This is a genomic window from Paractinoplanes durhamensis, from assembly GCF_016862175.1.
Classification (GTDB): domain Bacteria; phylum Actinomycetota; class Actinomycetes; order Mycobacteriales; family Micromonosporaceae; genus Actinoplanes; species Actinoplanes durhamensis.
Genome location: NZ_BOML01000059.1, coordinates 212,889 through 239,556, shown reverse-complemented (window position 1 = coordinate 239,556; position 26,668 = coordinate 212,889). Strand labels below are relative to the sequence as shown.

24 protein-coding genes and 1 tRNA gene are annotated in these 26,668 nt (G+C 68.7%); 13 read left to right on the top strand and 12 right to left on the bottom strand.

The features are described 5' to 3' along the window. Positions 1-129 precede the first annotated feature (129 nt). Positions 130-714, top strand: a complete 585-nt coding sequence (locus Adu01nite_RS37725) for a type 1 periplasmic-binding domain-containing protein (protein ID WP_203734088.1) — start codon at positions 130-132, stop codon at positions 712-714. Positions 715-822: 108 nt separating this feature from the next. Then, the gene (locus tag Adu01nite_RS37720; RefSeq protein WP_203734087.1) at positions 823-1,086 is read left to right on the top strand and encodes a hypothetical protein; all 264 of its coding nucleotides are present in this window, start codon (positions 823-825) and stop codon (positions 1,084-1,086) included. A 296-nt stretch (positions 1,087-1,382) separates the two neighbouring features. Here the strand turns inward: Adu01nite_RS37720 and Adu01nite_RS37715 are convergent, their stop codons facing one another. Further along, positions 1,383-2,660 (bottom strand): site-specific integrase, encoded by a 1,278-nt coding sequence (locus Adu01nite_RS37715; RefSeq protein ID WP_203734086.1) that lies wholly within the window; start codon positions 2,658-2,660, stop codon positions 1,383-1,385. 571 nt (positions 2,661-3,231) lie between these two features. On the opposite strand from Adu01nite_RS37715, the gene Adu01nite_RS37710 reads away from it, so the two are divergent. Both Adu01nite_RS37710 and Adu01nite_RS37705 read left to right on the top strand, forming a co-directional pair. After that, positions 3,232-4,494: an FAD-dependent oxidoreductase gene (locus Adu01nite_RS37710; RefSeq protein WP_203734085.1), complete on the top strand. Its 1,263-nt coding sequence runs from the start codon at positions 3,232-3,234 to the stop codon at positions 4,492-4,494. A gap of 47 nt (positions 4,495-4,541) precedes the next feature. Continuing rightward, positions 4,542-4,618: transfer RNA gene (locus tag Adu01nite_RS37705), tRNA-Ile, on the top strand. A gap of 458 nt (positions 4,619-5,076) precedes the next feature. On the opposite strand, the gene Adu01nite_RS37700 is transcribed toward Adu01nite_RS37705, so the two are convergent. After that, positions 5,077-5,712: a TetR/AcrR family transcriptional regulator gene (locus Adu01nite_RS37700; RefSeq protein WP_239133002.1), complete on the bottom strand. Its 636-nt coding sequence runs from the start codon at positions 5,710-5,712 to the stop codon at positions 5,077-5,079. An 88-nt stretch (positions 5,713-5,800) separates the two neighbouring features. Here Adu01nite_RS37700 and Adu01nite_RS37695 point away from each other — a divergent pair, with 88 nt between their 5' ends. The 7 genes from Adu01nite_RS37695 to Adu01nite_RS37665 all read left to right on the top strand — a co-directional run bounded on the left by Adu01nite_RS37695 (position 5,801) and on the right by Adu01nite_RS37665 (position 13,378). Then, positions 5,801-6,070, top strand: a complete 270-nt coding sequence (locus Adu01nite_RS37695) for a hypothetical protein (protein ID WP_203734083.1) — start codon at positions 5,801-5,803, stop codon at positions 6,068-6,070. After that, positions 6,070-6,945 carry a methyltransferase domain-containing protein gene (locus Adu01nite_RS37690; RefSeq protein WP_203734082.1) on the top strand — a complete coding sequence of 292 codons (876 nt, stop codon included), beginning with the start codon at positions 6,070-6,072 and terminating at the stop codon, positions 6,943-6,945. The genes Adu01nite_RS37695 and Adu01nite_RS37690 overlap by 1 nt, the downstream gene beginning before the upstream one ends. Beyond that, positions 6,942-7,346 carry a hypothetical protein gene (locus tag Adu01nite_RS37685; protein ID WP_203734081.1) on the top strand — a complete coding sequence of 135 codons (405 nt, stop codon included), beginning with the start codon at positions 6,942-6,944 and terminating at the stop codon, positions 7,344-7,346. The genes Adu01nite_RS37690 and Adu01nite_RS37685 overlap by 4 nt, the downstream gene beginning before the upstream one ends. 204 nt (positions 7,347-7,550) lie before the next feature. Beyond that, positions 7,551-8,321: an IclR family transcriptional regulator gene (locus Adu01nite_RS37680; protein ID WP_203734080.1), complete on the top strand. Its 771-nt coding sequence runs from the start codon at positions 7,551-7,553 to the stop codon at positions 8,319-8,321. Between the two features lie 223 nt (positions 8,322-8,544). Continuing rightward, entirely contained in the window at positions 8,545-9,975 is a 1,431-nt protein-coding gene (locus Adu01nite_RS37675) for an extracellular solute-binding protein (RefSeq protein ID WP_203734079.1), read from the top strand. After that, positions 9,972-11,990, top strand: a complete 2,019-nt coding sequence (locus Adu01nite_RS37670; RefSeq protein ID WP_203734078.1) for an ABC transporter permease — start codon at positions 9,972-9,974, stop codon at positions 11,988-11,990. Before Adu01nite_RS37675 ends, Adu01nite_RS37670 begins: the two co-directional genes overlap by 4 nt. Before the next feature lie 125 nt (positions 11,991-12,115). Next, positions 12,116-13,378, top strand: coding sequence for a vanadium-dependent haloperoxidase (locus tag Adu01nite_RS37665; protein WP_203734077.1), 1,263 nt, complete (start codon positions 12,116-12,118; stop codon positions 13,376-13,378). 31 nt (positions 13,379-13,409) lie between these two features. Here the strand turns inward: Adu01nite_RS37665 and Adu01nite_RS37660 are convergent, their stop codons facing one another. From Adu01nite_RS37660 to urtA, 8 genes are all read right to left on the bottom strand, one after another. Continuing rightward, the gene (locus Adu01nite_RS37660; RefSeq protein WP_203734076.1) at positions 13,410-13,967 is read right to left on the bottom strand and encodes a TetR/AcrR family transcriptional regulator; all 558 of its coding nucleotides are present in this window, start codon (positions 13,965-13,967) and stop codon (positions 13,410-13,412) included. Then, the gene (locus tag Adu01nite_RS37655; RefSeq protein WP_203734075.1) at positions 13,964-14,530 is read right to left on the bottom strand and encodes a TetR/AcrR family transcriptional regulator; all 567 of its coding nucleotides are present in this window, start codon (positions 14,528-14,530) and stop codon (positions 13,964-13,966) included. The genes Adu01nite_RS37660 and Adu01nite_RS37655 overlap by 4 nt, the downstream gene beginning before the upstream one ends. Beyond that, positions 14,530-16,206 (bottom strand): purine-cytosine permease family protein, encoded by a 1,677-nt coding sequence (locus tag Adu01nite_RS37650; protein WP_203734074.1) that lies wholly within the window; start codon positions 16,204-16,206, stop codon positions 14,530-14,532. The genes Adu01nite_RS37655 and Adu01nite_RS37650 overlap by 1 nt, the downstream gene beginning before the upstream one ends. 84 nt (positions 16,207-16,290) lie before the next feature. Continuing rightward, the gene (locus Adu01nite_RS37645) at positions 16,291-16,974 is read right to left on the bottom strand and encodes an ATP-binding cassette domain-containing protein (RefSeq protein ID WP_203734073.1); all 684 of its coding nucleotides are present in this window, start codon (positions 16,972-16,974) and stop codon (positions 16,291-16,293) included. A 1-nt stretch (position 16,975) separates the two neighbouring features. Continuing rightward, positions 16,976-17,779, bottom strand: a complete 804-nt coding sequence (gene urtD, locus Adu01nite_RS37640; protein WP_239133001.1) for an urea ABC transporter ATP-binding protein UrtD — start codon at positions 17,777-17,779, stop codon at positions 16,976-16,978. Continuing rightward, on the bottom strand, positions 17,776-18,888 hold the full coding sequence (urtC, locus tag Adu01nite_RS37635; RefSeq protein WP_203734072.1) for an urea ABC transporter permease subunit UrtC: 1,113 nt from the start codon (positions 18,886-18,888) through the stop codon (positions 17,776-17,778). The genes urtD and urtC overlap by 4 nt, the downstream gene beginning before the upstream one ends. Continuing rightward, entirely contained in the window at positions 18,885-19,769 is an 885-nt protein-coding gene (urtB, locus tag Adu01nite_RS37630) for an urea ABC transporter permease subunit UrtB (RefSeq protein WP_203734071.1), read from the bottom strand. The genes urtC and urtB overlap by 4 nt, the downstream gene beginning before the upstream one ends. A gap of 91 nt (positions 19,770-19,860) precedes the next feature. Continuing rightward, positions 19,861-21,126: an urea ABC transporter substrate-binding protein gene (gene urtA / locus Adu01nite_RS37625; RefSeq protein ID WP_203734070.1), complete on the bottom strand. Its 1,266-nt coding sequence runs from the start codon at positions 21,124-21,126 to the stop codon at positions 19,861-19,863. Between the two features lie 589 nt (positions 21,127-21,715). Between urtA and Adu01nite_RS37620 the strand changes: the two genes are divergently transcribed. Together Adu01nite_RS37620 and Adu01nite_RS37615 are read left to right on the top strand one after the other, a co-directional pair. Continuing rightward, positions 21,716-22,033, top strand: coding sequence for a ribbon-helix-helix domain-containing protein (locus Adu01nite_RS37620; protein ID WP_203734069.1), 318 nt, complete (start codon positions 21,716-21,718; stop codon positions 22,031-22,033). Continuing rightward, entirely contained in the window at positions 22,030-22,422 is a 393-nt protein-coding gene (locus Adu01nite_RS37615; protein WP_203734068.1) for a PIN domain-containing protein, read from the top strand. The genes Adu01nite_RS37620 and Adu01nite_RS37615 overlap by 4 nt, the downstream gene beginning before the upstream one ends. A gap of 28 nt (positions 22,423-22,450) precedes the next feature. On the opposite strand, the gene Adu01nite_RS37610 is transcribed toward Adu01nite_RS37615, so the two are convergent. Together Adu01nite_RS37610 and Adu01nite_RS37605 are read right to left on the bottom strand one after the other, a co-directional pair. Beyond that, positions 22,451-23,632: a hypothetical protein gene (locus Adu01nite_RS37610; protein ID WP_203734067.1), complete on the bottom strand. Its 1,182-nt coding sequence runs from the start codon at positions 23,630-23,632 to the stop codon at positions 22,451-22,453. Beyond that, positions 23,629-26,499 carry an ATP-binding protein gene (locus Adu01nite_RS37605; RefSeq protein WP_203734066.1) on the bottom strand — a complete coding sequence of 957 codons (2,871 nt, stop codon included), beginning with the start codon at positions 26,497-26,499 and terminating at the stop codon, positions 23,629-23,631. Before Adu01nite_RS37605 ends, Adu01nite_RS37610 begins: the two co-directional genes overlap by 4 nt. Positions 26,500-26,668 lie beyond the last annotated feature (169 nt).

Here is a 26,668-nt window from a genome sequence, read left to right as displayed (position 1 = left end):
GCGATCCGCCGCAGCATCAGTGAGCCCCGATCTCACAGGTTCCTTTAAGGTGCCGCCGCAGCATGAAACAAGATCGTCACTGTCCGCAAGATCTTGATTTCACGTCGATCTAATGCATACCCTCCGCCGATGTCCAAACAGGAGAGGTCAGAGCCGTTGACGCCGAGCCGGACGAAGTTTTCCGTGATCCGACGGTGGCTCCGCGTAAACGCGTCGACACCCGGACGACGGCGGCAAATCGTCCTCACGGCCGTCGCCGTGGTGGCGGCTATCACGGGCTTCGCGGTGTGGGTGCTGTGGCCCGACCCGCCCCGCCAACGCGAGTACGTCGACGCGAAGGCGTGTCTACTGACCGACGAGAAGGGCATCCTGGGCGAACCCGCGAAGACGGTCTGGTCCTCCATGAAGGACGCCTCGGTGGAAACTCTCGTTCGCGTTCAATACCTTCAAGTCACGGGCCCGCAAACCGTCGCAAACGCCGAAACCTACCTGAACACACTCACTCTGAGCCACTGCGGAATGATCGTCGCCGCCGGGCAAGCACAGATCGACAGCGTCAACCGCCACGCCGGGGAGAACCTCGATATACAATTCGTCACCGTCGATGGCGGAACCGGGGCAACAAACGTGCGAGCACTCAATGAGTCGGCCCCGGAAACGCTGCGCAAAGAACTCCAAAACCGGCTCGAAGACCTCGCCGACGCCGCATCGTGACCCGATTGCAGGCCAAAACGCCACACGTACCAGCAGCGGCAGTCCACGGTCCCTCCGGGACTGATTCCCGACGAAGCCCACACCCACGGGGTCAAGGTCGACATCATCGTGGATTTCATCCATGTACTTCAATACCTCTGGGATGCTGCAGCCGATCTGCACCCCACCCGGCCCGGACGCGCCGGCTTCGTCGCCCGCACCGCCCGTGACCTGCTCGAACACCACCCGGCAAAGGCCATCCTCGACCTGACCTATCACCACGACATCCTCACCCAGGACGGCACCCAGACGGCCGGGCTGAAACGCTGCATCGACTACCTCACCGCGAAACAGCCCTACCTCATCTACCGCATCGCGCTGACCATGGGCTGACCCATCGCGACGGGCGTGATCGAGGGCGCCTGCCGCTACCTGGTGAAGGACCGCCTGGCGATCACCGGTGCCCGCTGGAGCCTGCCCGGCGCAGAGGCCGTACTCCTGCTACAGCCGTGATCACCAACGGCGACTTCGACGCCTACTGGAAGTTCCAACTCCAGCAAGAACACCAACGCACCCATGTCAGCCGCTACCAGCATCAATACGACCTGGCAGCCTAACCAAGATCGAGAAAATCACTCAGCGCAAAACGCACCCCCTCGGGCTTCCGTAACGCCCCGGCCCGTCATCATTCAGAACCCCAACGACTCGAGTGCAGGTGCGCCAGCCGTTGCTTGCTTCTGGCGGCCGAAGTAATAGTCCTCGGTCATGCTCGCTCTGGCATGGCCGAGCTGATCGGCGATCAACCGAATAGGTACGCCCGCATCATTCATCTGCGTCGCCACGCTCTTGCGCAGCAGGTGCGAGGTGTCTCCGCTGAGGCCTGCGTATCCGAGGGCTGCTTTGACGTCGCGCGACGCGTTTGACGGGTCGCGTATCGATCCGACGGACGTCGGAAAGAGAATCTTGATCACCTCCGTCGTCTCCTGTCCGCTGTCAAGTAGCTCCTTCAGCCACTCTTTCGGCTCCGTTCGCTTCTGTCCTGCTTTGGAGACTCGGGGAGCGATCAGGAGCTCGGTTCGTTCGTCGATCTTGATGACCCGTACAACCATCTGCACGGCGTTGGCCAACCTTCGCTGCACCATCGGCCATGCCCAGTCCGGAAGCGCGATGGTCCGTTCACCGGCCTCGCTCTTCGGTGCACGCTGGACAGCTACGCCGACGCCGGTCAGGTGGATGACCGTGCCCAAGACCGCGACGGACTTGGCTTCGACGTCGACAGCACTCGCGTCTACGGCGAGACACTCGCCAAGACGCTCGCCGGTGGCGGACATGAAGTCGATGAGATCCGGTATGTCCCGCCGGACGGCTCGGGGGTCGTAGGTCACGTACGCGCGCAGTTGCCGCCACTGGGCCACGCTCAGCGCCTTCGGGTCACCCTTCTTGGGTTTGACACTGATGGGTGAAGTATCGCGGACGGGGTTGCGGTCCATGGCGTCGAGGCGTGCTGCGAAGGCGCACATGCTGCTCAACACGCTCCGCGTGGTTTTCGCGACGGAGTTGCCGAACTCGGTCTCGACCCGCCGGAGAAAACGCTCGCTTACTCCGACGCTGAACTCGCGGCACCTGAGGTTCGCGAGGTGCGGAAGGATCTGATTTTCCAGAGCGAGCCTGTACACGCGCTTCGAATTTATCGTTTTCCCGTCCGCGACGAAGCCGGCCCACCACGCCTCTGCGACAACACGGAGTTTGGTGTCCGGGTTGATGTCGGCATCCCGGTCGTGTTGCGTGCGGTCCCGCAGCGCCTCCTTCAGCCGCCGCTCCGCGGCCGGCTTGGTCGGACCGGTCCGTTCGACGGTGCGAGTCGTTCCGTCGTAGTCGCGGAACCCGCACCGAGCGATCCAGCCAACGCCAGCGGCTATGTAGCGGACCTTCCCGGCGGTGCCCAGCGGCAAAACTGGCCGCCCCATCCTGCCTCCCTCGACTAACCCACGGTTTACGACTCGCGACAATGACCATCAACTAGCGACAGTTAGCAATGCTATGGCGGCCTTTATGCAGGTAGAAGGTATATCGCAGTTTGACGAGCAGCAACTACAGATTGACCAATATCATCCGACAGGTTATAGGTTCGAGTCCTATTCGGGGAGCAAGATCCCTGAGTCCCTCCCGTCCGCTGGAAAGCACGGACCTGGAGGGATCTTTCATTTCTGCTCCGGGGGCCGAGCCCCCGGACGCCCCGCGATGTTGTGGGCGCGGCGGAAGGTGCCCACCTGCGGTTCGCGATCGGATTGCCCACCCGCGCTTCACGACCGGCCTGCCCACCTTGCGGCATGCGGTTCGGGGGCGGATTGTCGGGGGTTTTTGGTTACTTAGGGCTCTGTGGTGGGCACCCTGAGGGTGCTCCGGGGTGGGGGCGGTTGGTTTGGGACGTTGCGGTGAGGCCGCGTACGTCTGCTTGAGGCTGACTGAATCGCCTGCCTTGACCATCGGGCGCCGTTAGGCTGAGGCCTGCCTGTTTCGTCCCCTTGTGAGGTGCCCGTGTCGCAGCCCGTAGAGGTGGACGTCGTCATCGTCGGCGGCGGACTCGCCGGTCTCGCCGCCGCCCGCCGGCTGGATCGCGCCGGAGTCGAGTGGCTGCTGGTCGAGGGCTCCGACCGGATCGGCGGACGCGTCACCACCGACATCGTCGACGGCTGGCACCTCGACCGCGGTTTCCAGGTGCTCAACACGGCCTACCCGCGGATCCCCGCGCTGATCGACATCCAGGCGCTGGACATGCGCTACTTCACCTCCGGCGTCCTGGTGCGCCACGGCGCCGACCTGCACCGGCTGGTCAACCCGCTGAGCGAGCCGCTCTCCGCGGCCGCCACCCTCACCTCCGGGGTCGGCACGCTGAGCGACCGGCTGAAGTTCGCCGCACTCGCCACTCGCTGCGCCACCTTGCCGGCGGCCAAGCTCCTCGAGGCCCGCGAGACGACCACCCAGGAGATGCTCCGCAAGGCCGGCCTGTCGCACCGGATGATCGAGGAAGTGCTGCGACCGTTCCTGTCCGGCATCTTCGCGGACCGCTCCCTGGACACGTCGAGCCACGTCTTCTCGATGATCCTGCGCTCGTTCGCCCGGGGCCGGATGGGCGTCCCCGCCGCCGGCATGGCCGCGTTGCCGGCCGCGATCGCCGGCCCACTCCCCTACCCGCAGCTGCTGATCGGCGCCCGAACCCTGTCCCTGGGCCCCGGCATGGTCGTCACCGAGGGCGGCGAGATCCACTGCAAGGCGGTCGTGGTCGCGACCGACCCGGCCACCGCCGCGGAACTGTTGCCGCAATTGCCGGTGCCGGACATGCACGGCTTGACGACGTTCTACTTCGGCGCCGACCAGGCCCCGCTCGACGAGCCCACCCTGGTGCTGGACGGCGACCGGCGGGAAATCATCGCCAACACGGTCGTCGTGAGTAACGCCGCACCGGAGTACGCCCCGAGCGGCAAGTCCCTGATCGCCGCCTCGGTGGTCGGCGTGTCGGCGCCATCCGCGGCCTCCGAGACCGTTATTCGGGTGGAATTGTCGCGGATGTACGGGGTGTCGGCCGAGCCGTGGGAGCTGCTGGAGGTGGCGAGCATCCCGCAGGCCCTGCCGTCGGCGCGCGGCCCGCAGGCCAACCTGCGCAAGCCGGTGAACCTGGGCGACGGCCTGTTCGTGGCGGGCGATCACCGGGACAGCCCGTCGATCCAGGGCGCGCTGGCCGGCGGCTGGCGAACCGCGGGAGCGGTGCTGGCTTGGCTGGGAGCGCGGGTACCGGCGTAGATCGGTGGATTGCGAGCTGAGCGCCGGGTTAGGATCGCGCCCGGTAAGGGGCGGTAGCTCAGCGGGTTAGAGCAGTCGACTCATAATCGATCGGTCACGGGTTCGAGTCCCGTCCGCCCCACCATACTTGCTCCGGGGGCGACCCCCGGACACCCCACGGTGCGGTGTGGTTGCGCCCACCGGTCGGGTCGCGCTGGGTGGGCTGCACCGCGACCTGCGTGCGCTTCTGCCGCAGAGGACGAAACGCACTCGCGGGCGCATGGTCACGTATTCGCCTCTGGGCCTCTGCGGCAAACGCTTGCTCCGCGGCCTCTCGATCTCTTTGGTAGCGCGCCTCACCGCCGAGCAGCCGTTCGCCCATCCGATCGGACGCGGCAGTCGACGACTGCCGCGCTATCGACGTGTCTTTTCGGCCCACTCGTACTTACCTGGGAGCGACCCCCAGACCCCACGGCGCGTACATCTTGGAACTGCTGAGCAGTCCAGACCCGGCGGCCACGGACGAGGAATTGGCCGCAGCGAGTCCCCGCGATGGATCGACGGTCACGATAATCGGGCGGTTCGCGTGATGCGGCAGCGAGGTCAGTCCGGCGCGCTGAGGATGGCGGCGACGCTGTCCACGAACCATCGCTCGAACCGCTCGACCGGCCAGCCACGCCGGCGCACCAGCCAGTCGTAGTTGCGGACGTCCTGCGCAAGCCACAGCATGTCGGCGGCCCGTTCCTGACTCACCTGAACCTCGCCGGTGGCCGCCAGATCGGCGGCGAACATCGCCATGCCGCGGCGCCTGTCCTCGATGTTCTTGTGCCAGATCGCCGCAGCGTCGGCATCGGCGGTCGCCGCACTGGCCAGCGCGAGGATCACATGCACCTGCCGGGCGTGGGTCTCGGCAAGATGCCGGGCGTACCGGGTGAGCTTCGCCCGCAGACCGACCAGGGCCCGGATGTCGGTGACGAACGACCTTTCCGCCATCGCCACCCTCTCGTCATCGCCGACCAGAGTGACATCGACGAGATCCGAGAGCAGCTGGCGCTTGCTGCCGAACACCGCGTACACGGTCTGCACGGCAACGCCGGCCTCAGCGGCGACGGCGGTCAGCGGTGTCGCCGCGTAACCCGGGTCCACGAACAGCTTGGCTGCCGCGTCGAGAATCTTGCTCCGGGTCTGCCGGGCCTGCTCCGCACGGCGAGGCGACACGTAACGCCGGTTGACAGTCACGTGGATAGCGTAGTCCACTATTCGATAGAGCTTAACTCTATCCACTCAACAGCAGGGGACAGCCATGCCGTACGGCGTCGTGCAAGACATGCCCGCAGTCAGCGAGCAGGAATACCGGCAGGTAGAGAAACACCTCGGCCCGGACCGGCCGCCGGGCCTGCTGGCCCACGTGGCCGGCCCGTCCGACGAGGGCTGGCGGATCATCAACATCTGGGTCGACGAGGCCGCGTTCCGTAGCTTTCAGTCCGAGCGCCTGGTCCGGGCGGCCGGGCTGGCCGCCCAGGAGGACGGCTTCGACCCGGCGAAGGCCGCCGCCTTCCGGTCGGCGAGCGTCGACGGCACCGAGATGCCGTTCTGATGACCGACACCGCCACGCTGCGCGCCCGCAACGCCGACTTCTGGGCCCAGACGTCGCCGGGGTGGGTCCACCAAGCCGACCGGCACGACGAGATCGGCCGGCCGCTGGGCGCCGTGGCACTCGATCAGCTGCAACCCCAGCCCGGTGAACGGGTGCTGGACGTCGGCTGCGGCTGCGGCGGCACGACCGCTGAGATCGCGCGGGCCGTCGGCCCATCGGGCAACGCGGTCGGCCTCGACCTCGCCGAGGCCATGGTGGCGACGGCGCGGAGCCGATTCTCGGTGCCGGGCGCCGCAGGACCGCAATTCGTTACCGGCGACATCGAGACGCTCGGTGCCGTGCCCGGGGCGCCGTTCGACGCCGTCTACGCCCGCATGACGTTGATGCTCCTCGCCGACCCCGTCGCCGGCCTGACCACCATCCGACGGTCCATGCGTTCCGGTGGCCGGATGGCCGCGACCGTGTTTCGTGACGGCGGGGCGAACCCCTGGCTGCCGAGCGCGCTGCTCGGTGCGGCGGCACATCTGCGACCGTTGCCGCCGCTGCCGATCGGCGACGACCCCGGCCCCTTCGCATTCGCCGACGCGGCCCGCACAACCCGGCTTCTCACCGCCGCCGGCTTCACCGGCATCGACATCCACCCGCACGACGTGACACTCGACGCCCCGGACGACCCGGAGGCGGTCGCCGAATGGCTCATCGAGATCAGTCCCGCCAGTAACGCCTACCGGGACACCGAACCCACCACCCAGGGGCACGCCCGCGCCGGGGTGGCCCACCTACTCGAACGGTTCCGCACCCCCGGTGCCGGCTACCGACTGCCGACCGGACTTTGGTTGATCACCGCTCACTCGGACAGGACCAGCACGCGATGACCTCTCACCTGCGCCTCGCGGCGTTCCTCACCGTGATTATCGGTACCGCCGCGCTGTCCGGCTGCACTTCAGCCGACACCAACCCGCCGTCCACCGATGCGCCCACCTCGGGCCGCGACCGAGCAACCCCGGCGACCCGTGGGCCTGCCGCAGCGACGGGCGGCTCCTACTCAGCGACGGAGGTCTGCACCTACCTGAAGGGCGAGATCCCGGCACTGAAGGAGGTCGGCAGCCCGGTCGGGCGGCACGCCAACCTGGCCGGCAAACTGGCCACCTTCTTCGAATCCCACGGCAAGCCGGAGAACGGCGCCGCACTCGACGCGGCGACCAAGGCGGAATGTCCGACGGTGCGTACCGAGGTGCTCACATTGATCGAAGTGGACAGCTTCAGCTCGTTCTAGGGGCAGGTTTCGTGAGCTCCGCTGAGGTCAACGGGTTACGGCGTGGCGGTGGTCGATGACTGACGGGGTCTCCGGTGACAGGTTTCCGCCCGGCCGACGTCTGTCGCGCTGCGCCGGCGCGGGGGCGGCGCAGTTACGCTCTTCGAGTGCCGGTCCGGGTGGCGATCGTTGACACGAGTCCGGTGCTGGGAAGGGACTACCGACATGCCCCGCGTGGTACCAGCGGTCATCCGCGCCCTCGACGTCCTCGAACTGTTTCTGGACCGCGCCCAACTGTCGGCCCGTGAGGTGATGGAGCGGCTCGACCTGCCCCGCACCACCGTTCACGAGCTGCTGGTCACGCTCGAGGCCCGCTCGTACCTGATCTCCGTCCCCGGCCAGCCGGTGCAGTATCGGCTCGGCATGCCCCTGTTTCAGCTCGGTGCGGCCTTCGCCGGTCGGCTCGACCTGGTCCGCGAGGCGCAGAGCGTCGCGCGGGACGTGGCCGCCGCGTGCAACGAGGCGGTTCACGTGGCCGTGCTTGACGGCGCCGATGTCATCTACCTCGTCAAGGTCGACAGCACCCACCCGGTGCGGATGGTCTCCGCGGTCGGGCGGCGGCTGCCGGCCCACTGCACCGCGGTCGGAAAAGTACTTCTGTCGGGCCTCGATCAGGCGGGTCTGGACGCCGCCCTGTCGAAGGGCGTCCTTACCGGCATGACACCGGACAGCATCACCGATCCGGAACGCTTGCGGGCACATCTCGAACGAATCCGGGCGGAGAGCGTCGCGGTCGACATCGGTGAGTCCGACAGTGCCATGCGCTGCGTCGCCGCGGCGGTCCGAGACCATTCCGGTGCGACCATCGCCGCGATGAGCCTCTCCGCGCCGATCATCCGCTGGACCCCCCAGGTGCACGTGGAATGGACCGGGCTGGTTCGCGACGGCGCGGCCACGCTGTCCGCGCGGATGGGCTACCGGCCCCAGCCTCGATAGCCGGCTTGTCGGACCCGGTCCGAAACGACATCGAAACATTGACACCTTTCGCGGTGTCCTTTAGCGTCGCGTCCACTGAGTACGGTATATCGAACTCAGTTCGATATTTCGAACGGCGCATCCGTGACCCATCGTTGATCGCCCGGAAGCTTCTGACGCGCGGACGGAGCCGCTGCGCGCCTCCCGGACGGTCGATATTGGACAGTGAAGGGGGCGAATATCCATGAAGGACAGCGAGTTGTGGTCCCGGCGTGGCTTCCTGGGGATGGGGGTGGGGGTGCTCGGCGCAGCCGGTCTGGCCGCCTGCGGAGACAGCTCCGAGTCGCCCGCCAGGGTGCAGCCCGAGGTACCGAAGGACCTGCTCGACGCCGCGGCGTCGCTGAAGGGCACCTCGATGGGTCTGCTGTCGCAGAAGCTGTACTCGACGGCGGCGAACGAAGCGCTCGACAGCTCGATCAGGAAGTTCGCCGACGCGACCGGGACGAAGATCGAGAACAGTCTGGTCCAGGCCGACGCCGGTGATGTGGTGGCCAAGATCGACGCCGAGGTCAAGGGCGGCGTCGCGCGTGACCTGGCGTTCATGACCGACTCGCGGTTCGTCGCGCAGTTCCAGGCACTGGGCGACCTGGAGGACGTGACCGACATCGTCACCGCGCTGACGGCCAAGTACGGCGAGCCCACCGCCGAGGCGAAGAACTTCTGCGTCTTCGACGGCAAGTGGTTCGCGATCCCGTACCACTTCATCGGGATCGGGTCGTTCCTGCGCAAGGACTGGATGCAGGACAAGGGCATCGTGCCCAAGGACCTCTACTCCTGGGAAGAGCTGCGGGACCTGTGCCTGGCGATCTCCGATCCCGGCAAGCGCCGGTTCGGCTGGGGCATGACCGTGAACCGGTCCGGTGACGGCAACGGCATGATCGAAGCGCTGATCAACTCGTACGGCGGGTCGATCGCCGCCAACGACGGTAAGAAGGTCACGTTCGACTCGCCGGAGACGATACAGGCGGTGACGTTCCTGGGCGATATCTACACCAACCCCAAGTACAAGGCGATGCTGCCGACGGGGGTGGCCAGCTGGACCGACACCAGCAACAACGAGAACTGGCTGGCCGGCATCCTCGGGTACACCCGCAACCAGTTCAGCGTCTACGCGGACTCCAGGACCAAGAAGAACCCCGTCCACGAGAACACCCACGTCTTCTCCGACTGCATCGGGCCGGCGACCGACAAGCCCCTGCTGCTCGGCCAATCTCAGGGTTTCGTCGTCTTCAAGGGTGCCAAGAATCCGGCGCTCGCCAAGCTCCTGGCGCAGTACCTGGTCAGCGCGCCCGCGCTGCTCGGGGTGGCGAAGGAGGCGCCCGGCCTGGTGATGCCCGCCTGGGCGAAGGTCTGGGACGCCGACCCGTTCTTCACCAGCGGCGACCCGGCGTTCCCCATGCTGCGCAAGATCACCGAGCAGTCGCTGCCGCTGTCCACCAAGAACGGCCTGGACTTCCCGCAGAAGGCCAGTGCCGGACAGCAGGCCGTCGGCGCGGCCTACGTCCTCACCGACATGATGCAGCAGGTCGTGCAGGGAACGGCGCCGGCGCCGGCCGTGACGGCCGCCCACGCGAAGATGGTGCAGATCTTCGCCCAGCAGGGGCTGCCACAGTGACTTCGGTCCGGCCGGCGCCGGCCCCGCCGACGGGGGCGCCCTCGCCGCCGGGGCCCGGCTCGCTCACCCCCACCCAGCGGCGGCTGGGTCGTGACTGGCGGCTGGCGGCAGTGTTCCTGGCGCCGACCGCCCTGCTGGTCAGTGTGCTCGTGCTCCTGCCGATCGCCCGGTCGATCGGCACCAGCACCACCGAGCGACACGGGCCGGACAACGTGTTCGTCGGCATCGACAACTACGTTGCCCTGGCCGGCGACGACCAATTCCGTACGGGCGTGGTGAACTCGTTCGTCTTCACCGCGTACGCGGAAATCTTCAAGGTTGTTCTGGGTCTTGCCGCGGCCCTGCTGCTGCACCGTCTGCGCCGGGGGCGGGCCCTGTTGACCGGGCTTCTGCTGGTTCCGTGGGTGGTGCCGACGGTGGTGACGGCGTTCAGCTGGCGCTCGCTGCTCGACCCGATCTTCGGCAGCATCAACACCCTGCTGACCGCCTCGGGGATCGGGCCGTTGCTGGCCGGGCTGCATCTGGTCGACAGCTGGCCCGCCGGCTGGCTGTCCGACCCGTCGCTCGCCATGCCGTCGGTGATCCTGGTCAACGTCTGGAAGGGGGTGCCGTTCTTCGCCGTCTGTTTCCTTGCCGGGCTGAAGGCCATCCCCGCTGACCAGTACGAAGCGGCGGCCATCGACGGCGCCTCGTCGTGGTCGAGATTCGTCCACGTGACCCTGCCCGGACTGCGCCACGTGATCACGGTGACGGTGACCCTGTCGTCGATCTGGACGTTCAACAACTTCGACCTCGTCTGGTTGCTGACCCAGGGCGGCCCGGGCGATGTGACCGCGCCGTACGTGCTCGTCGCCTACTCGAAGGCGATCCTGCAACTGCAGTACGGCGCGGGGGCGGCGGTCACGCTCGTCATGCTCCCGGTCATCGGCGGGCTGGTGTTCGTGCTGGTCCGGTTGTTGCGCCAGGACTCCGGGGTCAAGCTGCCCGGGCGGACCCGGGCGGCGCGGTGGCCCGGTGCCGGCCGGAAGGTGCTGCCCTGGATCGTCACCGCGATGGTCACCGGCCTGCTGGCCTGGGCGTCGCCGGAGATCTTCTGGAAGGCGGCGGTGGTCCTCGGGGTGATCCTGCTGATCGTCGCGGGGATCGGCCGGGTGGTCTCGGTGCTCGAGGACAGGGGTGGTCGCCGCGCCTCGTCCCTGGTGACGAACCTGGGGTCCGGTGTCGCGCTGGCCGGGCTGCTCGCGTTCGTGCTGGGCCCCCTGTACTGGATCGCCGTCACGGCCTTCAAGTCCGAGGGCCAGGTCGTCACCCACGACAACGACCTGTGGCCGACGCCGTGGACCGTGGACCAGTTCACCGCCCTGTTCACCAACCAGCCCTTCGGCCGCTGGTATCTCAACACCGTGCTGGTGTCCGCGGCATCCACCGCGGTGGCCCTGGTCTGCGCCGCCCTGGCCGGCTACGCGCTGGCCCGGCTGAGGTTCCGCGGGGCGCAGGGCTTCACCGTCACGGTTCTGCTCACCTACGTGATGCCGGGCGCATTGCTGTTCATCCCGCTGTACCAACTGCTCATCGGAGTACGGCTCACCGACTCGTTGTGGTCGCTGGTGCTGACGTACCCGACCTTCACGATTCCGTTCGCCACCTGGCTGCTGACCGGGTACTTCGCGTCGATTCCCATCGACCTGGAGGAGGCCGCGCTGGTCGACGGCGCCACTCGCGTCCAGGCGTTCCGCCGGGTGGTGCTGCCCCTGGCCAAGCCCGGCCTGCTGGCGGTTGCGCTGTTCACCCTGACCAATGCCTGGAACGAGTTTCTCTTCGCCTTCGTGTTCATCACGAAGGACGAGTACAAGACGCTCCCGGTGGGGATGCAGTCGATGATCGCCGGGGACGTCGTGCCGCAGGGACAGCTTGCGGCGGCGTCGCTGCTCGTCAGCATCCCCGTGGTGGTCATGTACGCCTTCGGACAACGCTTCCTGACCGAAGGGCTCACCGCAGGCGCGGTGAAGGGTTGACCGGGGACGCCATTCAGCGACGGGTACCCACGCTGCCCGCCATGTCGCTATAGTCACTCCCAGTGCATTTATGTTGATCTATGTCAATTCGTTGATCAATGAGTACTTCCCTGGGGGAGGGGACCATGAGTCGACGTCTGGCCGTCGCCACACTTCTCGCGGTGGTGTGGCCGATCGCGATCGCACCGACCGCACCGGCCGCCGCCGTCACCACCACCACGACCAACGCCGTCATCACCTGGGACCGCAACGCCCAGAGCGCGATCTGGGACGTCGGGCAGCAGCTTCCGTGGAAACAGAGCCGCAGCTTCGCGATGGTCAGTGGCGCCGCCTACGACGCGGTCAACGCCATTCTCGGTACGCCGTACCGGCCGCTGCTGGCCGCGCCGCCGGCCACTGGCCAGGAGTCGATCGAGGCGGCTGTCGCGACCGCGTACTACCAGGTGCTGGCCGCGGTGCTGCCGGCACAGGCCGACCGGCTGCGCGCGCAGTACGACGAGGCCCTCGCCGCTGTCCCCGACGGGCCGGCCGAGCGGGGCGGCATCGCGGTGGGCCGCCGGGCGGCAGCCACCATGATCGCGGCGCGGGAGAGCGATGGTTCGGACGCCGTCGCGCAGTGGGCCATCGGCACCGAGCCCGGGCAGTGGCGGCCGACTCCGCCGCTCAACACCGGCGACGGCGCCGAGGTCGCCGATATCAAGCCGCTCCTGGTGCCCAGCGCCGCGATGTTCCGCACGGCCGGCCCGCCTGCGCTCACCACCGCCGCGTACGCCGACGATCTCAACGAGGTGAAGGCGGTCGGCAAGGTGGACAGCACGGTGCGCACCACCGACCAGACCGAGGCGGCGATCTGGTGGCACGACCGCAACCTGACCGAGTGGCAGATCAAGCGCCAGATCGCCGAGACGCAACACCTGAGCGTGCTGCAGACGGCACGGATGTTCGCCATGGTTGACGTCATCGCGCTCGACGCCCAGATCGCCTGCTTCGACGACAAGCGGGCGTGGGGTTTCTGGCGGCCGATCACCGCGGTCCGGCTCGCCGACACCGACGGCAACCCGAGCACCACGGCGGACCCCACCTGGACTCCGCTGCTGATCACGCCGCCATTCCCGGACCACCCGTCCGGACATGCCTGCTCAACCGCGGCGCGCATGGCAACAATGCGCACGTTCCTCGGCCGCGATCACGTTGCTTTCTCCGCCTACAGCGTGGCCTCGGGGACCACGCGGTACTTCACCAGCTTCTCCCAAGCGGTCGAGGAACTGCTGGGGGCACGGGTCTGGGGCGGCATCCACTTCCGTACCGCCGACATACAGGGCGGCAAGCTCGGTGAGGCGGTGAGTTCCTACGTGACCGCGCGCTACTTCAAACGGAACCGCAGATGATGGGGTGATGCAGTCGGGCTTGTGCGCCCCGCTACCGGGCGACGCGGTCGCGGATGCTGTCGAGCACCGCCTCCGCCGCCCACGCGGCGGTGTCGGCGATGTCTCGCCGGTCCATCCCGAACTCGCGTCGGAACGTCACCCACGTCCCGACGGAGTCGAGGTGCGACAGCGCCGCGATGACCGCCCTGCGCTGCGCCGCGTCGAGGGAGGGCACCTCGGCATCCAGCAACCGCTCGAGTTGCGCCCGGCCGGGCGACGGCGCCGCGCCGTTCACGCCGCGCATCGCCGTCTCGGCGACGACGTGCGCCAGCTCCGGGCGCGCGTCGTACCGCTGCATCGCGTCGCGGATCGCGAGGGGGATGTCGAAGATCGAGTGCGACTCCTCGCGGGCGAACACCGTCGCCTCGATCCACGCTGCGGTCGCCAGCAGCAGGTCGACCCGCGTGGGGTAGTTGCGGAACACCGTGCGCTCGGCGATGCCGGCCCGGCGCGCGATGACCCGGTTCGACACGTCGTCGCTGCCCAGCTCCTCGATCAACTCGGCGTAGGCGGCGAGGATCGCCACCTGCGTACCGCTCAGCTCGGTCATCTCTCCGCCCACGTCGCGTCGAGCAGCTTGGCGAGCACGTCGCCCACCGCGCGATCGAACGCATCGCAGATCTCGCCGGCGTCCATGTCGAAGCCCGTGCGCAGGCGCGCCCAGAACATCGCCGACGAGAAGTACCGCAGGGATGCCGCGAGCCGCCGCCGATCCCGCCGGTTGAGCGTCGGCGCCGCCACGTCGAGCATCGCCTCGATCGCCCGCGTGATGTAGGCCGGCTCGATGTCGAGCGTCGGCGAGATCGCGGACGCCCGCGCGCCGACGTACGCGTACGCGGGCGAGGCGTCGAAGGCCCGGAAGCGCTCGTGCACGGCGGCCCGGAAATCGGACACGGTCACGAACGGCGGCAGCGGGAAGAAGGCCTGCTCGATCCAGTTCGAGAGTGCGGCGATCAGGTGCGCGCGCGTGGGGTACTGGCGGTAGATCGTGCGCTCCGAGATGCCGACCTCGTCGGCGAGGGCACGATAGGAAATATCGTCGAACGTACGCTCGCGCAGCAGCACCGCGGCGCTCGCGAGGATCGCGGTCGCGGTGTCGACCGGCTCCTCCATCACGCCCCCCTTCCTCGGGTGGTCGCCCAGTGCGTGGGCCTGGCGACTTCCGGCGGGAGCACGTAGCGATCGGAATCGTCGAGCGTGAGCGCCAGCGACGAGACGTACTGCACCTCGCCGCGCGGTCCTCGCTCGGCCGAGGCCAGCATATCCGGCCGCTCGAACGTATAGCCGGTGACGTGGCAGCGGAGCCGCTCGCCGGAGGGGTTGCCGTGCTCGTCGAACCGCGGGGAATCGATGCCGTCGGAGCGGCGACGCAGGTAGTAGCGCCCCCGCGTGGCGAGGGCCATGACCGGCGTGGCCACGAACGCGACGCCGATCGCGATGAGCACCGAGAACGGCTTGACCGCGGCGCCGAGCAACCCGGCGAACGCGAGCAACGACAGCACCGAGGCGAGCCCCACCGACACGAGCCCCACCGGGTTCCAGTCGTGCAGCATGCCGCGGCGGAACTCGGGGAAGCGTGGCGAGATGTGCAGCACTCGCTTGTTGATCACGATATCGGTGGCGATCGTCACGAGCCACGCCATGACGACATTCGCGTAGAGGCTCAGCACGAAGGAGATGAGGGTGAAGACGTCCAACATCATGAGCACGTACGCGATCACGAGGTTGAACAGCACGAAGATCGTACGACCCGGGTAGTGCTTCGCCATCCGGGTGAAGACGTTCGACCACGCGAGTGAGCCCGAGTACGCGTTCGTCACGTTGATCTTCACCTGCGCGACCACGATGAGCACCACGGCGAGGACGATCGCGAGCCAGTTGGGGACGAGGGTCTGGTACATCCCGACGAACTGCTTGACCGGTTCGGTCGCATGGTGCCCGAGACCGGGTTCGACCCGCACGAGAAGGTAGACGGCGAGGAACACCCCGATCACCTGCTTGGTGCCGCTGAAGACGACCCAGCCCGGGCCGGCGAACGCGAACGATGTCCACCACGAGCGGGCGTTCGACGGCGTGCGCGGCGGCATGGCGCGGAGGTAGTCGATCTGCTCCGCCAGCTGCGGGGTGAGGGCGAAGCACACGGCCGCACTCGAGACCACGGCGCCGAAGCTGATCGAGCCGTCGGAGTTGCCGGTGAACGACGTGAAGGCGCGGACCGCCTCGGGGTCGGAGACGACGATCCACAGCAGCGGCAGCAGGGCGAGGGCCAGCCACAGGGGCGTGGTCCAGAACTGCAGGCGCTCCAGCGCACGCATGCCGTAGATGACGATCGGGATCACGACGACCGTCGAGATGAGATAGCCGATCCACAGCGGCATCCCCGTCGCCAGTTGCAGCCCCTGCGCCATGATGGCGCCCTCCAGGGCGAAGAAGATGCAGGTGAAGCCCGCGAAGATCACGGTCGTGATGATGGATCCGTAGTACCCGAATCCGGAGCCACGGGCGATGAGGTCGAGGTCGAGGTTGTAGCGGGCGGCGTAGTAGGCGACGGGCACGCCGACGATGAGGATGATGACCGACGCGAACAGGATGCCGAGCACGGCGTTGGGGGTGCCGTGGTCGATGCCGATGCTCGCGCCGATCGAGAAGTCGGCGAGGAACGCGATGGACCCGAGGGCGGTCGCGCCGACCGAGGCCGCGCTCCACCGCCGGAAGGTGCGCGGCACATAGCGGAAGGCGTAGTCCTCCAGGCTGTCCTCTGCGGCCGCACGCGCGTTGTCCGTCGACACAGTGGCATCCCCTAAGGCACCTTGCGTGGGGGCATACTCGCTGTCCGGTGTTACGACGGCATTGCCGGCGTGGGTCACATCGCCTCAGATCGCCATGGCGGCTCGCACGGTGGATGCGGCTGCCGAACCACCATCACCGATCTGTGCGACGAAGCCCGAGGCGAGCACGACGTAGCGCTCGGCGGCCTCGAGGGCGAACCCGATGTGCTGCTCGACGAGCAGCACGTTGATGCCCTCGCCGGCCAGCTGCATGATGGTCTGCTCGATCTCGGCGACGATCGTGGGCTGGATGCCCTCGGTCGGCTCGTCGAGGATGAGCAGTTTCGGCTCGGTGATGAGGGCGCGGGCGATCGCGAGCTGCTGGCGCTGCCCGCCGGAGAGCAGGCCCGCCTTCCGGGTGGCGAACTTCTCCAGCGCGGGGAAGCGGGCCATCTGCGCTTCGATGAGGGCCTTGCCGCGCCGGCGCCCGTCGGCGACGAGCTGCAGATTCTCCATCGTCGTGAGCTGGCCGAACGCCTGCTGACCCTGCGGCACGTACGCCATACCGCGGGCAACGCGCTTGTTGGGGGCGAGCGACGAGATGTCCTCGCCGTCGAACAGCACGCGGCCCTTCGTCGGCTTGATGAGACCGATCGCGAGGCGCAGCAGGGTCGTCTTGCCGGCACCGTTGTGGCCGAGCACGGCCACCACCTTGCCGGCCGGCACCGTCACGCCGTGCAGCACCCGCGTGCGCCCGTAGCCGGCCTCGATGTCGGTGAGCTCGAGCATGTCAGTCCTCCGTCAGCTTCAGCGTCTCGGCCACTGATTCGGGCACGACCGCCATGGCGGCCGTGGTGGCGGCGCCCGCGGTGCCGAGGTAGACCTCCTGCACCTTGGGGTCGGCCTGAACCTCGGCCACCGTGCCCTGCGAGAGCACCTTGCCCTGGTGCAGCACCGTCACGCGGGTGGCGAAGCGGCGCATGAAGTCCATGTCGTGCTCGACCACGAGCACGATCCGCTTCACCGCGATGCGCTGAAGGAGCTCGCCGGTCGCGGTGCGCTCGTCGTGGCTCATACCGGCGACCGGCTCGTCGAGCAGGAGCACCTTCGCGTCCTGCACGAGCAGCATCGCGATCTCCAGCCACTGCTTCTGGCCGTGCGACAGGATGCCGGCCGGCGTGGCGAGCTCGCCGGCGAGTCCGGTCTCCTCCACCGCGTGCTCGATCGACGGGTCGACGCCGCGCCGGGCCCACAGCAGCGAGGCCGAGGAGCGGTGGAGCCCGGCGGCGATGTCGAGGTTCTGCAGCACGGTCAGCTCGTCGAAGACGCTCGCGGTCTGGAACGTGCGGCCGACCCCGAGACGGACGATCTTGTGTACCTGCTTGCCGAGCAGCTCTGTCTCGCCGAGCCGCGCCGACCCGGTGCCCTTGGTCAGCCCCGTGATGGCGTCGATGCAGGTCGTCTTGCCGGCGCCGTTCGGGCCGATGAGGAACCGGACCTCGCCGGCGTGCGCGTCGAAGGAGACGCCGCCGACCGCGACGAAGCCCGAGAACTCGACACGGAGATCCGTGACGACGAGCGAAGCGTCGTTCACGATCGCACCTCCTCAAGCTCGGCGACGACGATCGCCGGGGTGGGCTGTTCGGCCGGGCGCCGGCGTATCGCCGCGAACCTGGCCGGCAGCGACGACAGTCCGTTCGGCAGGAGGAGGATGACGACGACGAACAGCAGACCGAGGATGTAGGTCCAGCCGTCGGGCCAGGTCGAGCCGAGACTCGACTGCCCCCATCCGACCGCCATCGCGCCGAGCGCGGGGCCGAAGAGCGACGCCCGGCCGCCGAAGGCAACGCCCGCGATCATGAGGATCGAGGCGGCGGCGCCGATCTCGGCCGGGGTGATGATGCCGACGATGGGCACGAACATCGCTCCGCCGATGCTTGCCATCAGCGCGGAGACGACGAAGGCGACGAGCTTGACGTTGGCCGGGTCGTAGCCGAGGAAACGCACGCGCTCCTCGGCGTCCCGGGTGGCGACCAGGAGCTCGCCGAAGCGGCTGCGGTAGAACTGCCACACCGCGAGCAGGCACACGATGAGCAGCGCGGCCGCGATGCTGTACACCATGACCTTGTTCGCCGGGTCGTTCAGCACGAAGCCGAAGAAGAACTTGAAGTCGCTGAGCCCGGTGTCGCCGCCGGTCTCGCGGATCGTGGAGCTGATCAGGGTGGCCAGCGCGACGGCGAGCGCCTGCGTCAGGATCGCGAAATACGCGCCCTTCACCCGGCGCTTGAACAGCGCGTAGCCGAGGATGCCGGCCACGATCACCGGAAGCAGCACGATCGCCAGCAGGGTGAACCCGGCGCTGCGGAACGGCTCCCAGAACACCGGGAGCGGCGCGAGCGGGTCGTAGAGCACCATGAACCCCGGGACCCGGTCACCGGCGGTCTCCAGCGTGAGGTGCATAGCCATCGCGTAGGCGCCGAGGGCGAAGAACACCCCCTGCCCCATCACCAGCATCCCGCCCCGGCCCCACGCGAGTCCGATGCCGACGGCGGCGATGGCCCAGCAGCAGTACTTGCCGAGGTTGTTGATCCAGTGATCGGAGAGTACGACGGGGGCGACCGCGAGGAGCAGGACGGCGAACACCGCGATGCCGCCGAGTCCTGCGATACCTCTGAGGGAGGGCCATGGCTTCAGCTTGGTCATGCCAGACTCCTGGTTCGCACCGTGAACAGGCCCTGCGGGCGTACCTGCAGGAAGACGATCACGAGGATGAAGGCGAGCACCTGCGCGAAGCTGCCGGTCGTCCAGTAGGCGAAGCACGAGAGGGCGACACCCACCGCCCACGCGGCGATGATGGTGCCCTTGAGCTGGCCGATGCCACCGGCGGCGACGACGAGGAAGGCCGGGATGATGTACTGCGCGCCCATCTGGGAGTTGGTGCCGCCGATGAGCGACGCGGCCACGCCGGCGACCCCGGCCAGACCCGACCCGACGAAGAAGGTGAGGCGGTCGATGGTGCGGGTGGAGATGCCCGAGGTCTCGGCGAGGTCCCGGTTGTGCACGGTCGCCCGGATGCGGCGGCCGAACGCGGTGTACTTCAGCCAGGCCGACAGCGCGGCGACGCAGACGGCCGCGAGCACGATGGTGAACAGCTGCCGCAGCGGCCATTCGTAGCCGAGGACGTTCAGCTGCCCGTCGAGCCAGCTGGGTTTCTCCACCGGGACGCCCTGGGACGGGAAGATCTGCAGTGCCGCCTGCTGCAGGATCAGGCTGACACCGACCGTGACGAGCAGCGTGTCGAGGGGCCTGCGGTACATCCATCGGATGATGGTGACCTCCAGCAGGAGGCCGAACAGGCCGGCGACCACGAACGCGACCGGCAGCGCGACCGGGATCGACAGGTCGCTGGAGGTGATGACCTGCTGGACGAGGTAGGCGTTGAAGGCGCCGATCATGAGGAACTCGCCGTGGGCCATGTTGATCACGCCCATCTGGCCGAACGTGAGCGAGAGGCCGAGCGCGGCCAGTAGGAGCAGCGCACCTTGTGCGCTGCCGTTGAGCAGCTGTGGGATCAGTGCGTCCACGTGCTATCGCTCTCTGTGCGATTCGGGATCCGGGTGCGCGGGGTGCGTGCCGTCGGCGACACGCACCCCGCATCCGTGCGGGGTAGGGCGATCAGCCCGCTGCACCCACGAGCTGCTTGCGGATGTCCGCCGGGAACCAGTCGTAGCCCTCGAGGTACGGGTCCGGCTCGATGAACTTGTCGGAGGCCCAGACGATGTCGAACTGGTTGTCGGCGTTGATCTGGCCGATGTGACCCGGCTTGGAGATGTGGTGGTTCTTGCCGTTGAGCGTGACCTTGCCCTCCGGCGCGTCGAACGTGATGGTGTGCGTCTTCGCCGCGGCGTTCACCGCGTTGACGTCGAACGAGCCGGCCGCCTCGACGAGGGACTTGTACAGGTACAGCGAGATGTAGGCGGCCTCCATCGGGTCGGAGGTGACGCCGCTGCTGTTCGGGTAGGCCTTCCAGCTCTGGATGAACTTCGGGTTGGTGTCGGTCTTGAGCGACTGGAAGTAGTTCCAGGACGCGTAGTTACCGGTGACCGCGTGGCCCATGGCCGGCGCCTCCTCCTCGGCGATCGACACCGAGATGATCGGCGTCTTCGCGGGGGTGAGGCCGGCGTCGTAGTACGCCTTGATGAAGCCGACGTTCGACGAGCCGTTGATGGTGTTGAAGATGAAGTCGGGTTTGGCCGCCACGATCTTCGCCACCTGGCTGGTCCAGTCGTCCTTGTCGAGGGGTACGTACTCCTCACCGACGATCTGGATGCCGAGCTTGGCCGCGTAGAGCTTGATGATCGCGTTCGCGGTGCGGGGGAAGACGTAGTCGCTGCCGGCCAGGAACAGCCTCTTCACCCCCTTGGAGGCGAGGAAGTCCATCGCCGGGATGATCTGCTGGTTGGTGGTCGCGCCGGTGTAGTAGATGTTCGGCGACGACTCGAGGCCCTCGTACTGCACCGGGTAGAAGAAGAGGCCGTTGAGCTTCTCGACGACCGGCTTCACGGCCTTGCGTGAGGACGAGGTCCAGCCGCCGAAGATCGCGGCGACGCAGTCCTGGGTGAGCAGCTTCTCGGTCTTCTCCGCGAAGGTGGGCCAGTCGGTGGCGCCGTCTTCCTGGACGTACTCGATCTTCTTGCCGAGGATGCCGCCGCTGGTGTTGATCTCGTCGGCGGCCATGTGCAGCACGTTGGAGACGGTCTTCTCGGAGATCGCCATGCCACCGGTAAGGGAGTTGAGGAAGCCGAGCTTGATGGTGCTGCCGGAGGTGTCGACGCAGCTGGCGGCCGCGGACGCCCCGGCGGCGGCCGTGTCGTCGCCGGCTCGGGCGCCACAGCCGGCGAGCACGAGGATGACGGTCGTCCCGATGGCGCCAGTAGCCATGCGTATCCGCTTACTGGTGGTGAACATATGTGAGAACTCCGTTCCTGCTGAAGGGGCCGTGACGCCGGGGTCGCGGCACGGCAGATCGTGCGGATGAAGATCTCCAGGGCCGAGCCGCCGTCGTCCGAACTCCCCGCCCCGTGCCGCCGGCTGCTGTTGCTAGTGAGAGCAGATTGACCGCGAGTCATTACTCTGACATTTCTTGAGTGTTCCAACTCTGTAGCCGCCGGACCGACCAGGCCGCAATAGCGCTGGAAATACGCGAGCGATCAAGGGCCTGCGATGTCAAAGTTCTGTCATCCCTCAAGGGGGCGCGACGCACATGGCACACTTCTGACATCCCGGAGGCGACTGGAAGCCGCCCGTCCGGCCACCACGAACGCAACGAACATCACAGCCCCCGGGCGCCAGGCAGCATGTCGCAAGCGCGGGACGCTGCTGAACGATCAGCCAGTGCGAGGGGCCCAGTGCGAGCCGTGAGCTGGCGCGAAGTTACGCCAACGAGAGAAGGTTTGGAATTCCGCGTTTGCAGATGCCTGCTCGCTACCAGGGGTGGCGCTACCGTGTCGTACGACTATAGTCACTAGACATGAGCAAGCTTCGGCGACGACGGGGTGCCATATCGGTGTATGGTCTTTGTATGGCGGTTAGGAAGGTCACGGTTACCCTCCCGGAGGAGCTGGTCGAGGCTCTTGGCGCGGCGGCGCGGGAGGACGGCGTGCCGCTCTCGCGGCTGGTCGCGAATGCGGCCGAGAGCGAACTCCGGCGACGGGTGGGCCGGCATCTTGTGGCCGAGTGGCAGGCAGAGCACGGTGCGTTCACGGGCGAGGAGCTCGCGGCAGCTCGGGCGGAGATGGCAGCCGCTGACGCCGAGGCCTTCGGGGTGCCACCCACGGCCGCCGCGTGAACATCCCCTATGTGTACGACGCGGGCGCGCTGCTGGCGATCGATCGCGACAACCGTCGCATGTGGATAGTCCATCACCTCGCCGTGGAAGAAGGACGCCGCCTTCTTGTTCCCGCCATCGTCGTTGCTCAGGCCTGGCGTGATGCCCGGCGGCAGGTTCAGCTCGGTCGGTTCCTGCACAGCTGCGAGGTTGTGCCGGTCGGCGTCGAGACGGCGAAGGCGGCCGGCGTGCTGTGCGGCAAGGCGGGGACCCGCGATGTCGTCGACGCGGCTGTGGTCACCGTCGCTCTGGCGTATGGCGCGATCGTCTTCACCAGCGACCCGGACGACATCACGCAGCTGGGAGCTGCCGCCGAGACGAAGCCGGGGCTGGTCGTCCGCCGAGTTTGACGTCCGGCCCCGACAATCCGGCGGCGGGTCAGGTTGTGGAGTGCAGGCTGTAGGGCTGTTCTCGGCCGGTGAAGGTGTTTGCCTGCCAACCCACGGACCACAGGCGGCCGGTGTCGGGCTCGGCGGCTATGGCGGTCAAGGCGGAGCCGATGTGTTCGTTGTTCGATGTGCCTGGGTTGATCCAGTCGGGGACCAAGGCTGATCCTCGCCACTCCTCGATGTTCGTGTGTTCGGCGCCGGCGAACAGCAGGTAGCTGGCCAGGACCACCTCTCTCGGGGCGATCGCTACCACGCCGGTGAACTCGGTGACCGTTGGCTGGGATGAGCGCAGCACCCGCCATGTTCCGTTGGACAGGTACAGCGCTACCCCCTGCTGCAGCTCGTCCGGGTCGGGGTCGTCGGACGGGGTGTCCTGGGTGTAGCCCACCGCCCACAACTCGCCTGCTGCCGCCGCGTCCACGGCCAGCAGCCTGGTGCGGACCAGGCCGGGGTCGGGGACGTCCACCTGGGTCCAGGACGAGCCGTCCCAGTGCAGCAGGAGGGAACTTGCCAGCTTCGTGTCCGACTTGTTCTGGATCTCGCCCACCGCCCACGCGTCGTCGGCCGCCACCGCGGTCACGGCGGTCAGGCGGCTGCTCACCGTGCCGGGGCTCGGGCTCGGCACCTGCTGCCAATCGGTGCCGTTCCAATGGGCGATCAGGGTCTGGGAGACCTGCGAACCGGACGTGCCCACCGCCCAGCCGTCGGTGGCCGTTCGCAGGTCGATGCCCTGCCACGCGCCTCCGTCGGCGGGGATCGGGCCGGGGATCACCCGGCCCGCGCCGCCGCCGGCCGCGTAGCTCTCGATCAGCGGGAGGGTGCGGCCGCCGGCGGTCTCGCTGCCGACCGCGACGGCCTCGCCGGACGGCAGGGTTCCTACCCCGTTGAGCTCGACCCAGGCCTCCGAGGCGACCTCGGGCACCGACTGCCACCTGATGCCGTCCCAGTGGTTCACCTGGGCGTGCGACTCGTCGTCGCCCAGGTGGCCGGTGCCGACCGCCCACACGTCGGTGGACGAGCGGGCGCTGACCGCCTGCAGCTCGCCGTAGATCTTCGCCGCGGGGGCCGTCACGTCCCACCAGATCCGGGCCGGAACCGGCGCGGCGTGCGCGGGTGTCGCGGCGATCAGCGGGACGGTGGCGGCCAGGACGAAAGCGAGGGCCGATTTCACAGGTGTCCTCCGTGGGCGTGTCTGGCCAGGGCCGTACGGTCCGCCAGCCCGGTCTTCGAAAGCAGCCGGGCCACGTGTGTCTCCACGGTGCGTGGGGACACGAACAGCTTCCGGCCGATCTCCTGGTTGGTCAGGCGCTCAGCCAGCAGCTCGAGCACCTGGTATTCGCGGGCGGTGACGCCGGCCCGGCGCAGCGACGACGGGATCGCGGCCACGCCGTGCCGGCGCTGGGGCACGGTCTCGCCGGTGCGGCGGAGCAGCGCGCGGCAGGCGTCCGCCACCCGGGGATTGCCGGCCGTGTGGAAGTGCTGTTCGGCGGCCCGGAGCCAGGGTGCGGGCCGGCCCCAGCCGTCGGTGACGGCGGCCTCGGCCGCCAGCCGCAGGCCCAGGTGCCGGCCCAGGGGGTACGGCTCGGACACCTCGTCGAACTCGCCCATCAGGCGTTCGGCCCGCTCGCCGTCGCCGTCCCGGCCGGCCAGGACCGCGCCGGCGACCAGCATGAACAGGCGGTTCCAGCCGGCCTGGCCGCGGGCCGACGCGGCCATCGCGTCGTACTCGGGGCGGCCCGCGGCGCCGGCCACGGTGGTGAGCGCCAGGTGGAGTCCGTGGACCAGCGACAGGTACTCGGGTGGGCGGTGCAGCTCCTCGGCGGCGGCCTCGGTGATCTCGGCGTACGCCCGGGTGTGGTCCTCTTCCAAGAGTGAGCAGAGGGCCAGGCCGAAGCCTTTCAGCGCGGGGGTGAAACCGCAGTGCCGGCCGCCGAGCCGGTCGTACTCGGCGTGCAGGGCGGTGACCTCGTCCCGCCGGCCCTGGTGCGCGGCCGCGCAGATGCGCAGGCCGAGGGCGATCAGGCGGAGGTCGGCCAGGCCGAGCCGGTGGGCGGACTGTTCGCATCGCCGGGCGTAGCGGGTCGCGGTCTCGTAGTCGCCGCGGCTGACGTACAGCACGGACAGCTCGGCGTCGCCGTTCAGCGCGGTGATCAGGGCGCCGGTCCGCAGCGCGGTGTCCCGGGCGGCGATCAGGCCGGCCGGGTCGGCGCGCTGGATCGCGGCGTTGGTGCCGAGCTGGAACAGGAACCGGATCTGCCACAGGGTGAGGCCGTGCTGTTCGGACAGCATGAGCGCGCGGTCGAACAGCTCGTCGGAGCGGTCCAGGTCGTGCACCCGGGCGCAGGAGCCGAGCACGGCCAGGGCCTCGCAGGCGATCTCGGGCAGCGGGAGCCGCTCCGCGGTCCGCAGGGCCCGTTCGGCCAGCATCCGGGCCCGGGCGAGCCGGTCGGCGTCGCTGTCGGTGACCGCGATCCGGGCCGCGACCACGTCGACGGCCGCCTGCTGGGCCTCGTCCTGCTGCGGGCCGAGCAGCGCCCGGGCCCGGGCCAGGTCACGCCGGCTCGCCTCCAGGTGGCCGCCGGTGAGGGCGGCCCGGGCCAGCCGGAGACGCACGGCGGCCCGTTCCTCTCCGGTGGCGTGCCGATCCAGGCGGGCCGCGAACTCGCGGGCCCGGGTCACCTCGCCCGCCACGACCAGCATCTCCAGCAGGGCCTCGACGATCCGGGAGGCCGGCCCGGCGGCGGTGGCGTCGCCGTCGACCAGTTCGAGTCCGCGTTCGAGCAGGGCGATCGCGGTGCGGACGCCGTCCTGCTCGGCCGCGCGCCGGGCGGCCCGGTGGAACAGCTCGGCGGCCCGGCCGTTGTCGCCGCCCTGCTGCCACAGGCGCCCGGCCAGCACGCACCACTCGCCGGCCTGACCGGGAAAGACTCTCTCGATCGCGGCCGCGGCCAGCCGGGACAGCACGGCGAGGTCCTCCGGCAGGGTCGCCGCGCGCAGCGCCTCGCCGACCAGGGCGTGCTGGATCGTGTAGTGGCCGGCGGAGACCACCAGCAGCTGGACCTCGACGGCGGTGCGCAGCCCGTCGATCAGGGTGGTCTCGTCGAGGCCGGCCGCGGCGCCGAGCAGCGCGCCCGGGCAGGGCTGGCCGTAGACGGCGGCCATCAGCAGCAGGCGATGCGCGTGTGGCGGCAGCCGCCGGGTGCGGGCGACCACGGCGGCCCGGACGGCATCCGGAACGCCGACGGCCGCGGCGTCGGGGGCGGCCCAGCCGTCGTCGGCGCGGACCAGCGTGCCGTCGTCGACCATGCCGGTGAGCAGCTCCTCGACGAAGTACGGGACGCCGCCCGCGGAGTTGACGATCCGGTCCAGCGCGGCGACCGGGATCGACGCGGGCGGCACCCCGAGGCACGCCGCGCCCATCGCCCGGACGGCGTGGTCGTCGAGGGGCGACATGCGGCGTACGACCGCGGCATGTCGCTGTTCCATGGCGTAGGCCATGGTCATGATGTCCGGTTCCGGCCGGGTCGTGGCCAGCACCAGGACCGGCTCGTCGGCGACGTTGTCGGCCAGGTAGTCGACGATCATCATGGTGTCGGCGTCGGCGTCGTGCAGGTCCTCGAGGATCAGCAGGCAGCCGCGGCCCTTGGCGACGCCGCTCAGCACCCGCAGGACCGCCTCGGCCAGCAGGATCGGATGGCTGTCGCCGCCCGGCCGGTCCGGGCCCCAGCCGGGGACCAGCCGGGAGAGCGCCGCACGGTACGGCGTGAGTTCGGCGAGGTCGACCGTCCGCTGAAGGCCGAGCAGTGCCTCGGTCAGCGGCCGGTACTGCACCGACGGCGCCGCGCGGCCGCGGATCACGATCATGCCGAGATCGGCCGCGTACGCCTGGGCCTCGCGGGTGAGCCGGGACTTCCCGAGGCCGGCCGGCGCCGTCAGGAACACGGTGTTTCCGCGGCCGGACACGGTCGCCGAGAGCAGATCGTCGAGCAGATCCAGCTCCGGGCCGCGCCCGACCACGGTGGGACACAGCAGTCGCATCGTCGTCCCCCCAACGTCGTGCTGACTGTCGAAAAGGGACGTTAGCCGCACGGCGTCGCCCGGCGAGTCGGCAACACGACGGCCGCCGAACCGGAATCCGATTCACGTAGACCGATGTGCCGTGGTCGTGGCTGTGCTACGGACCCGCCCTCAAGAACGTCCGCGCCGG

What these genes read in the sequence shown, in the direction of transcription:
- Adu01nite_RS37685 (WP_203734081.1), top strand. Translation starts at nt 6,942, where the DNA reads ATGACCTCTCACCTGCGCCTCGCGGCGTTCCTCACCGTGATTATCGGT.
- Adu01nite_RS37725 (WP_203734088.1), top strand. Translation starts at nt 130, where the DNA reads ATGTCCAAACAGGAGAGGTCAGAGCCGTTGACGCCGAGCCGGACGAAG.
- Adu01nite_RS37645 (WP_203734073.1), bottom strand. Translation starts at nt 16,974, where the DNA reads ATGCTCGAGCTCACCGACATCGAGGCCGGCTACGGGCGCACGCGGGTG.
- Adu01nite_RS37680 (WP_203734080.1), top strand. Translation starts at nt 7,551, where the DNA reads ATGCCCCGCGTGGTACCAGCGGTCATCCGCGCCCTCGACGTCCTCGAA.
- Adu01nite_RS37655 (WP_203734075.1), bottom strand. Translation starts at nt 14,530, where the DNA reads ATGGAGGAGCCGGTCGACACCGCGACCGCGATCCTCGCGAGCGCCGCG.
- Adu01nite_RS37665 (WP_203734077.1), top strand. Translation starts at nt 12,116, where the DNA reads ATGAGTCGACGTCTGGCCGTCGCCACACTTCTCGCGGTGGTGTGGCCG.
- Adu01nite_RS37715 (WP_203734086.1), bottom strand. Translation starts at nt 2,660, where the DNA reads ATGGGGCGGCCAGTTTTGCCGCTGGGCACCGCCGGGAAGGTCCGCTAC.
- Adu01nite_RS37660 (WP_203734076.1), bottom strand. Translation starts at nt 13,967, where the DNA reads ATGACCGAGCTGAGCGGTACGCAGGTGGCGATCCTCGCCGCCTACGCC.
- Adu01nite_RS37605 (WP_203734066.1), bottom strand. Translation starts at nt 26,499, where the DNA reads ATGCGACTGCTGTGTCCCACCGTGGTCGGGCGCGGCCCGGAGCTGGAT.
- Adu01nite_RS37620 (WP_203734069.1), top strand. Translation starts at nt 21,716, where the DNA reads ATGAGCAAGCTTCGGCGACGACGGGGTGCCATATCGGTGTATGGTCTT.
- urtC (WP_203734072.1), bottom strand. Translation starts at nt 18,888, where the DNA reads ATGACCAAGCTGAAGCCATGGCCCTCCCTCAGAGGTATCGCAGGACTC.
- Adu01nite_RS37675 (WP_203734079.1), top strand. Translation starts at nt 8,545, where the DNA reads ATGAAGGACAGCGAGTTGTGGTCCCGGCGTGGCTTCCTGGGGATGGGG.
- Adu01nite_RS37695 (WP_203734083.1), top strand. Translation starts at nt 5,801, where the DNA reads ATGCCCGCAGTCAGCGAGCAGGAATACCGGCAGGTAGAGAAACACCTC.
- Adu01nite_RS37690 (WP_203734082.1), top strand. Translation starts at nt 6,070, where the DNA reads ATGACCGACACCGCCACGCTGCGCGCCCGCAACGCCGACTTCTGGGCC.
- urtA (WP_203734070.1), bottom strand. Translation starts at nt 21,126, where the DNA reads ATGGCTACTGGCGCCATCGGGACGACCGTCATCCTCGTGCTCGCCGGC.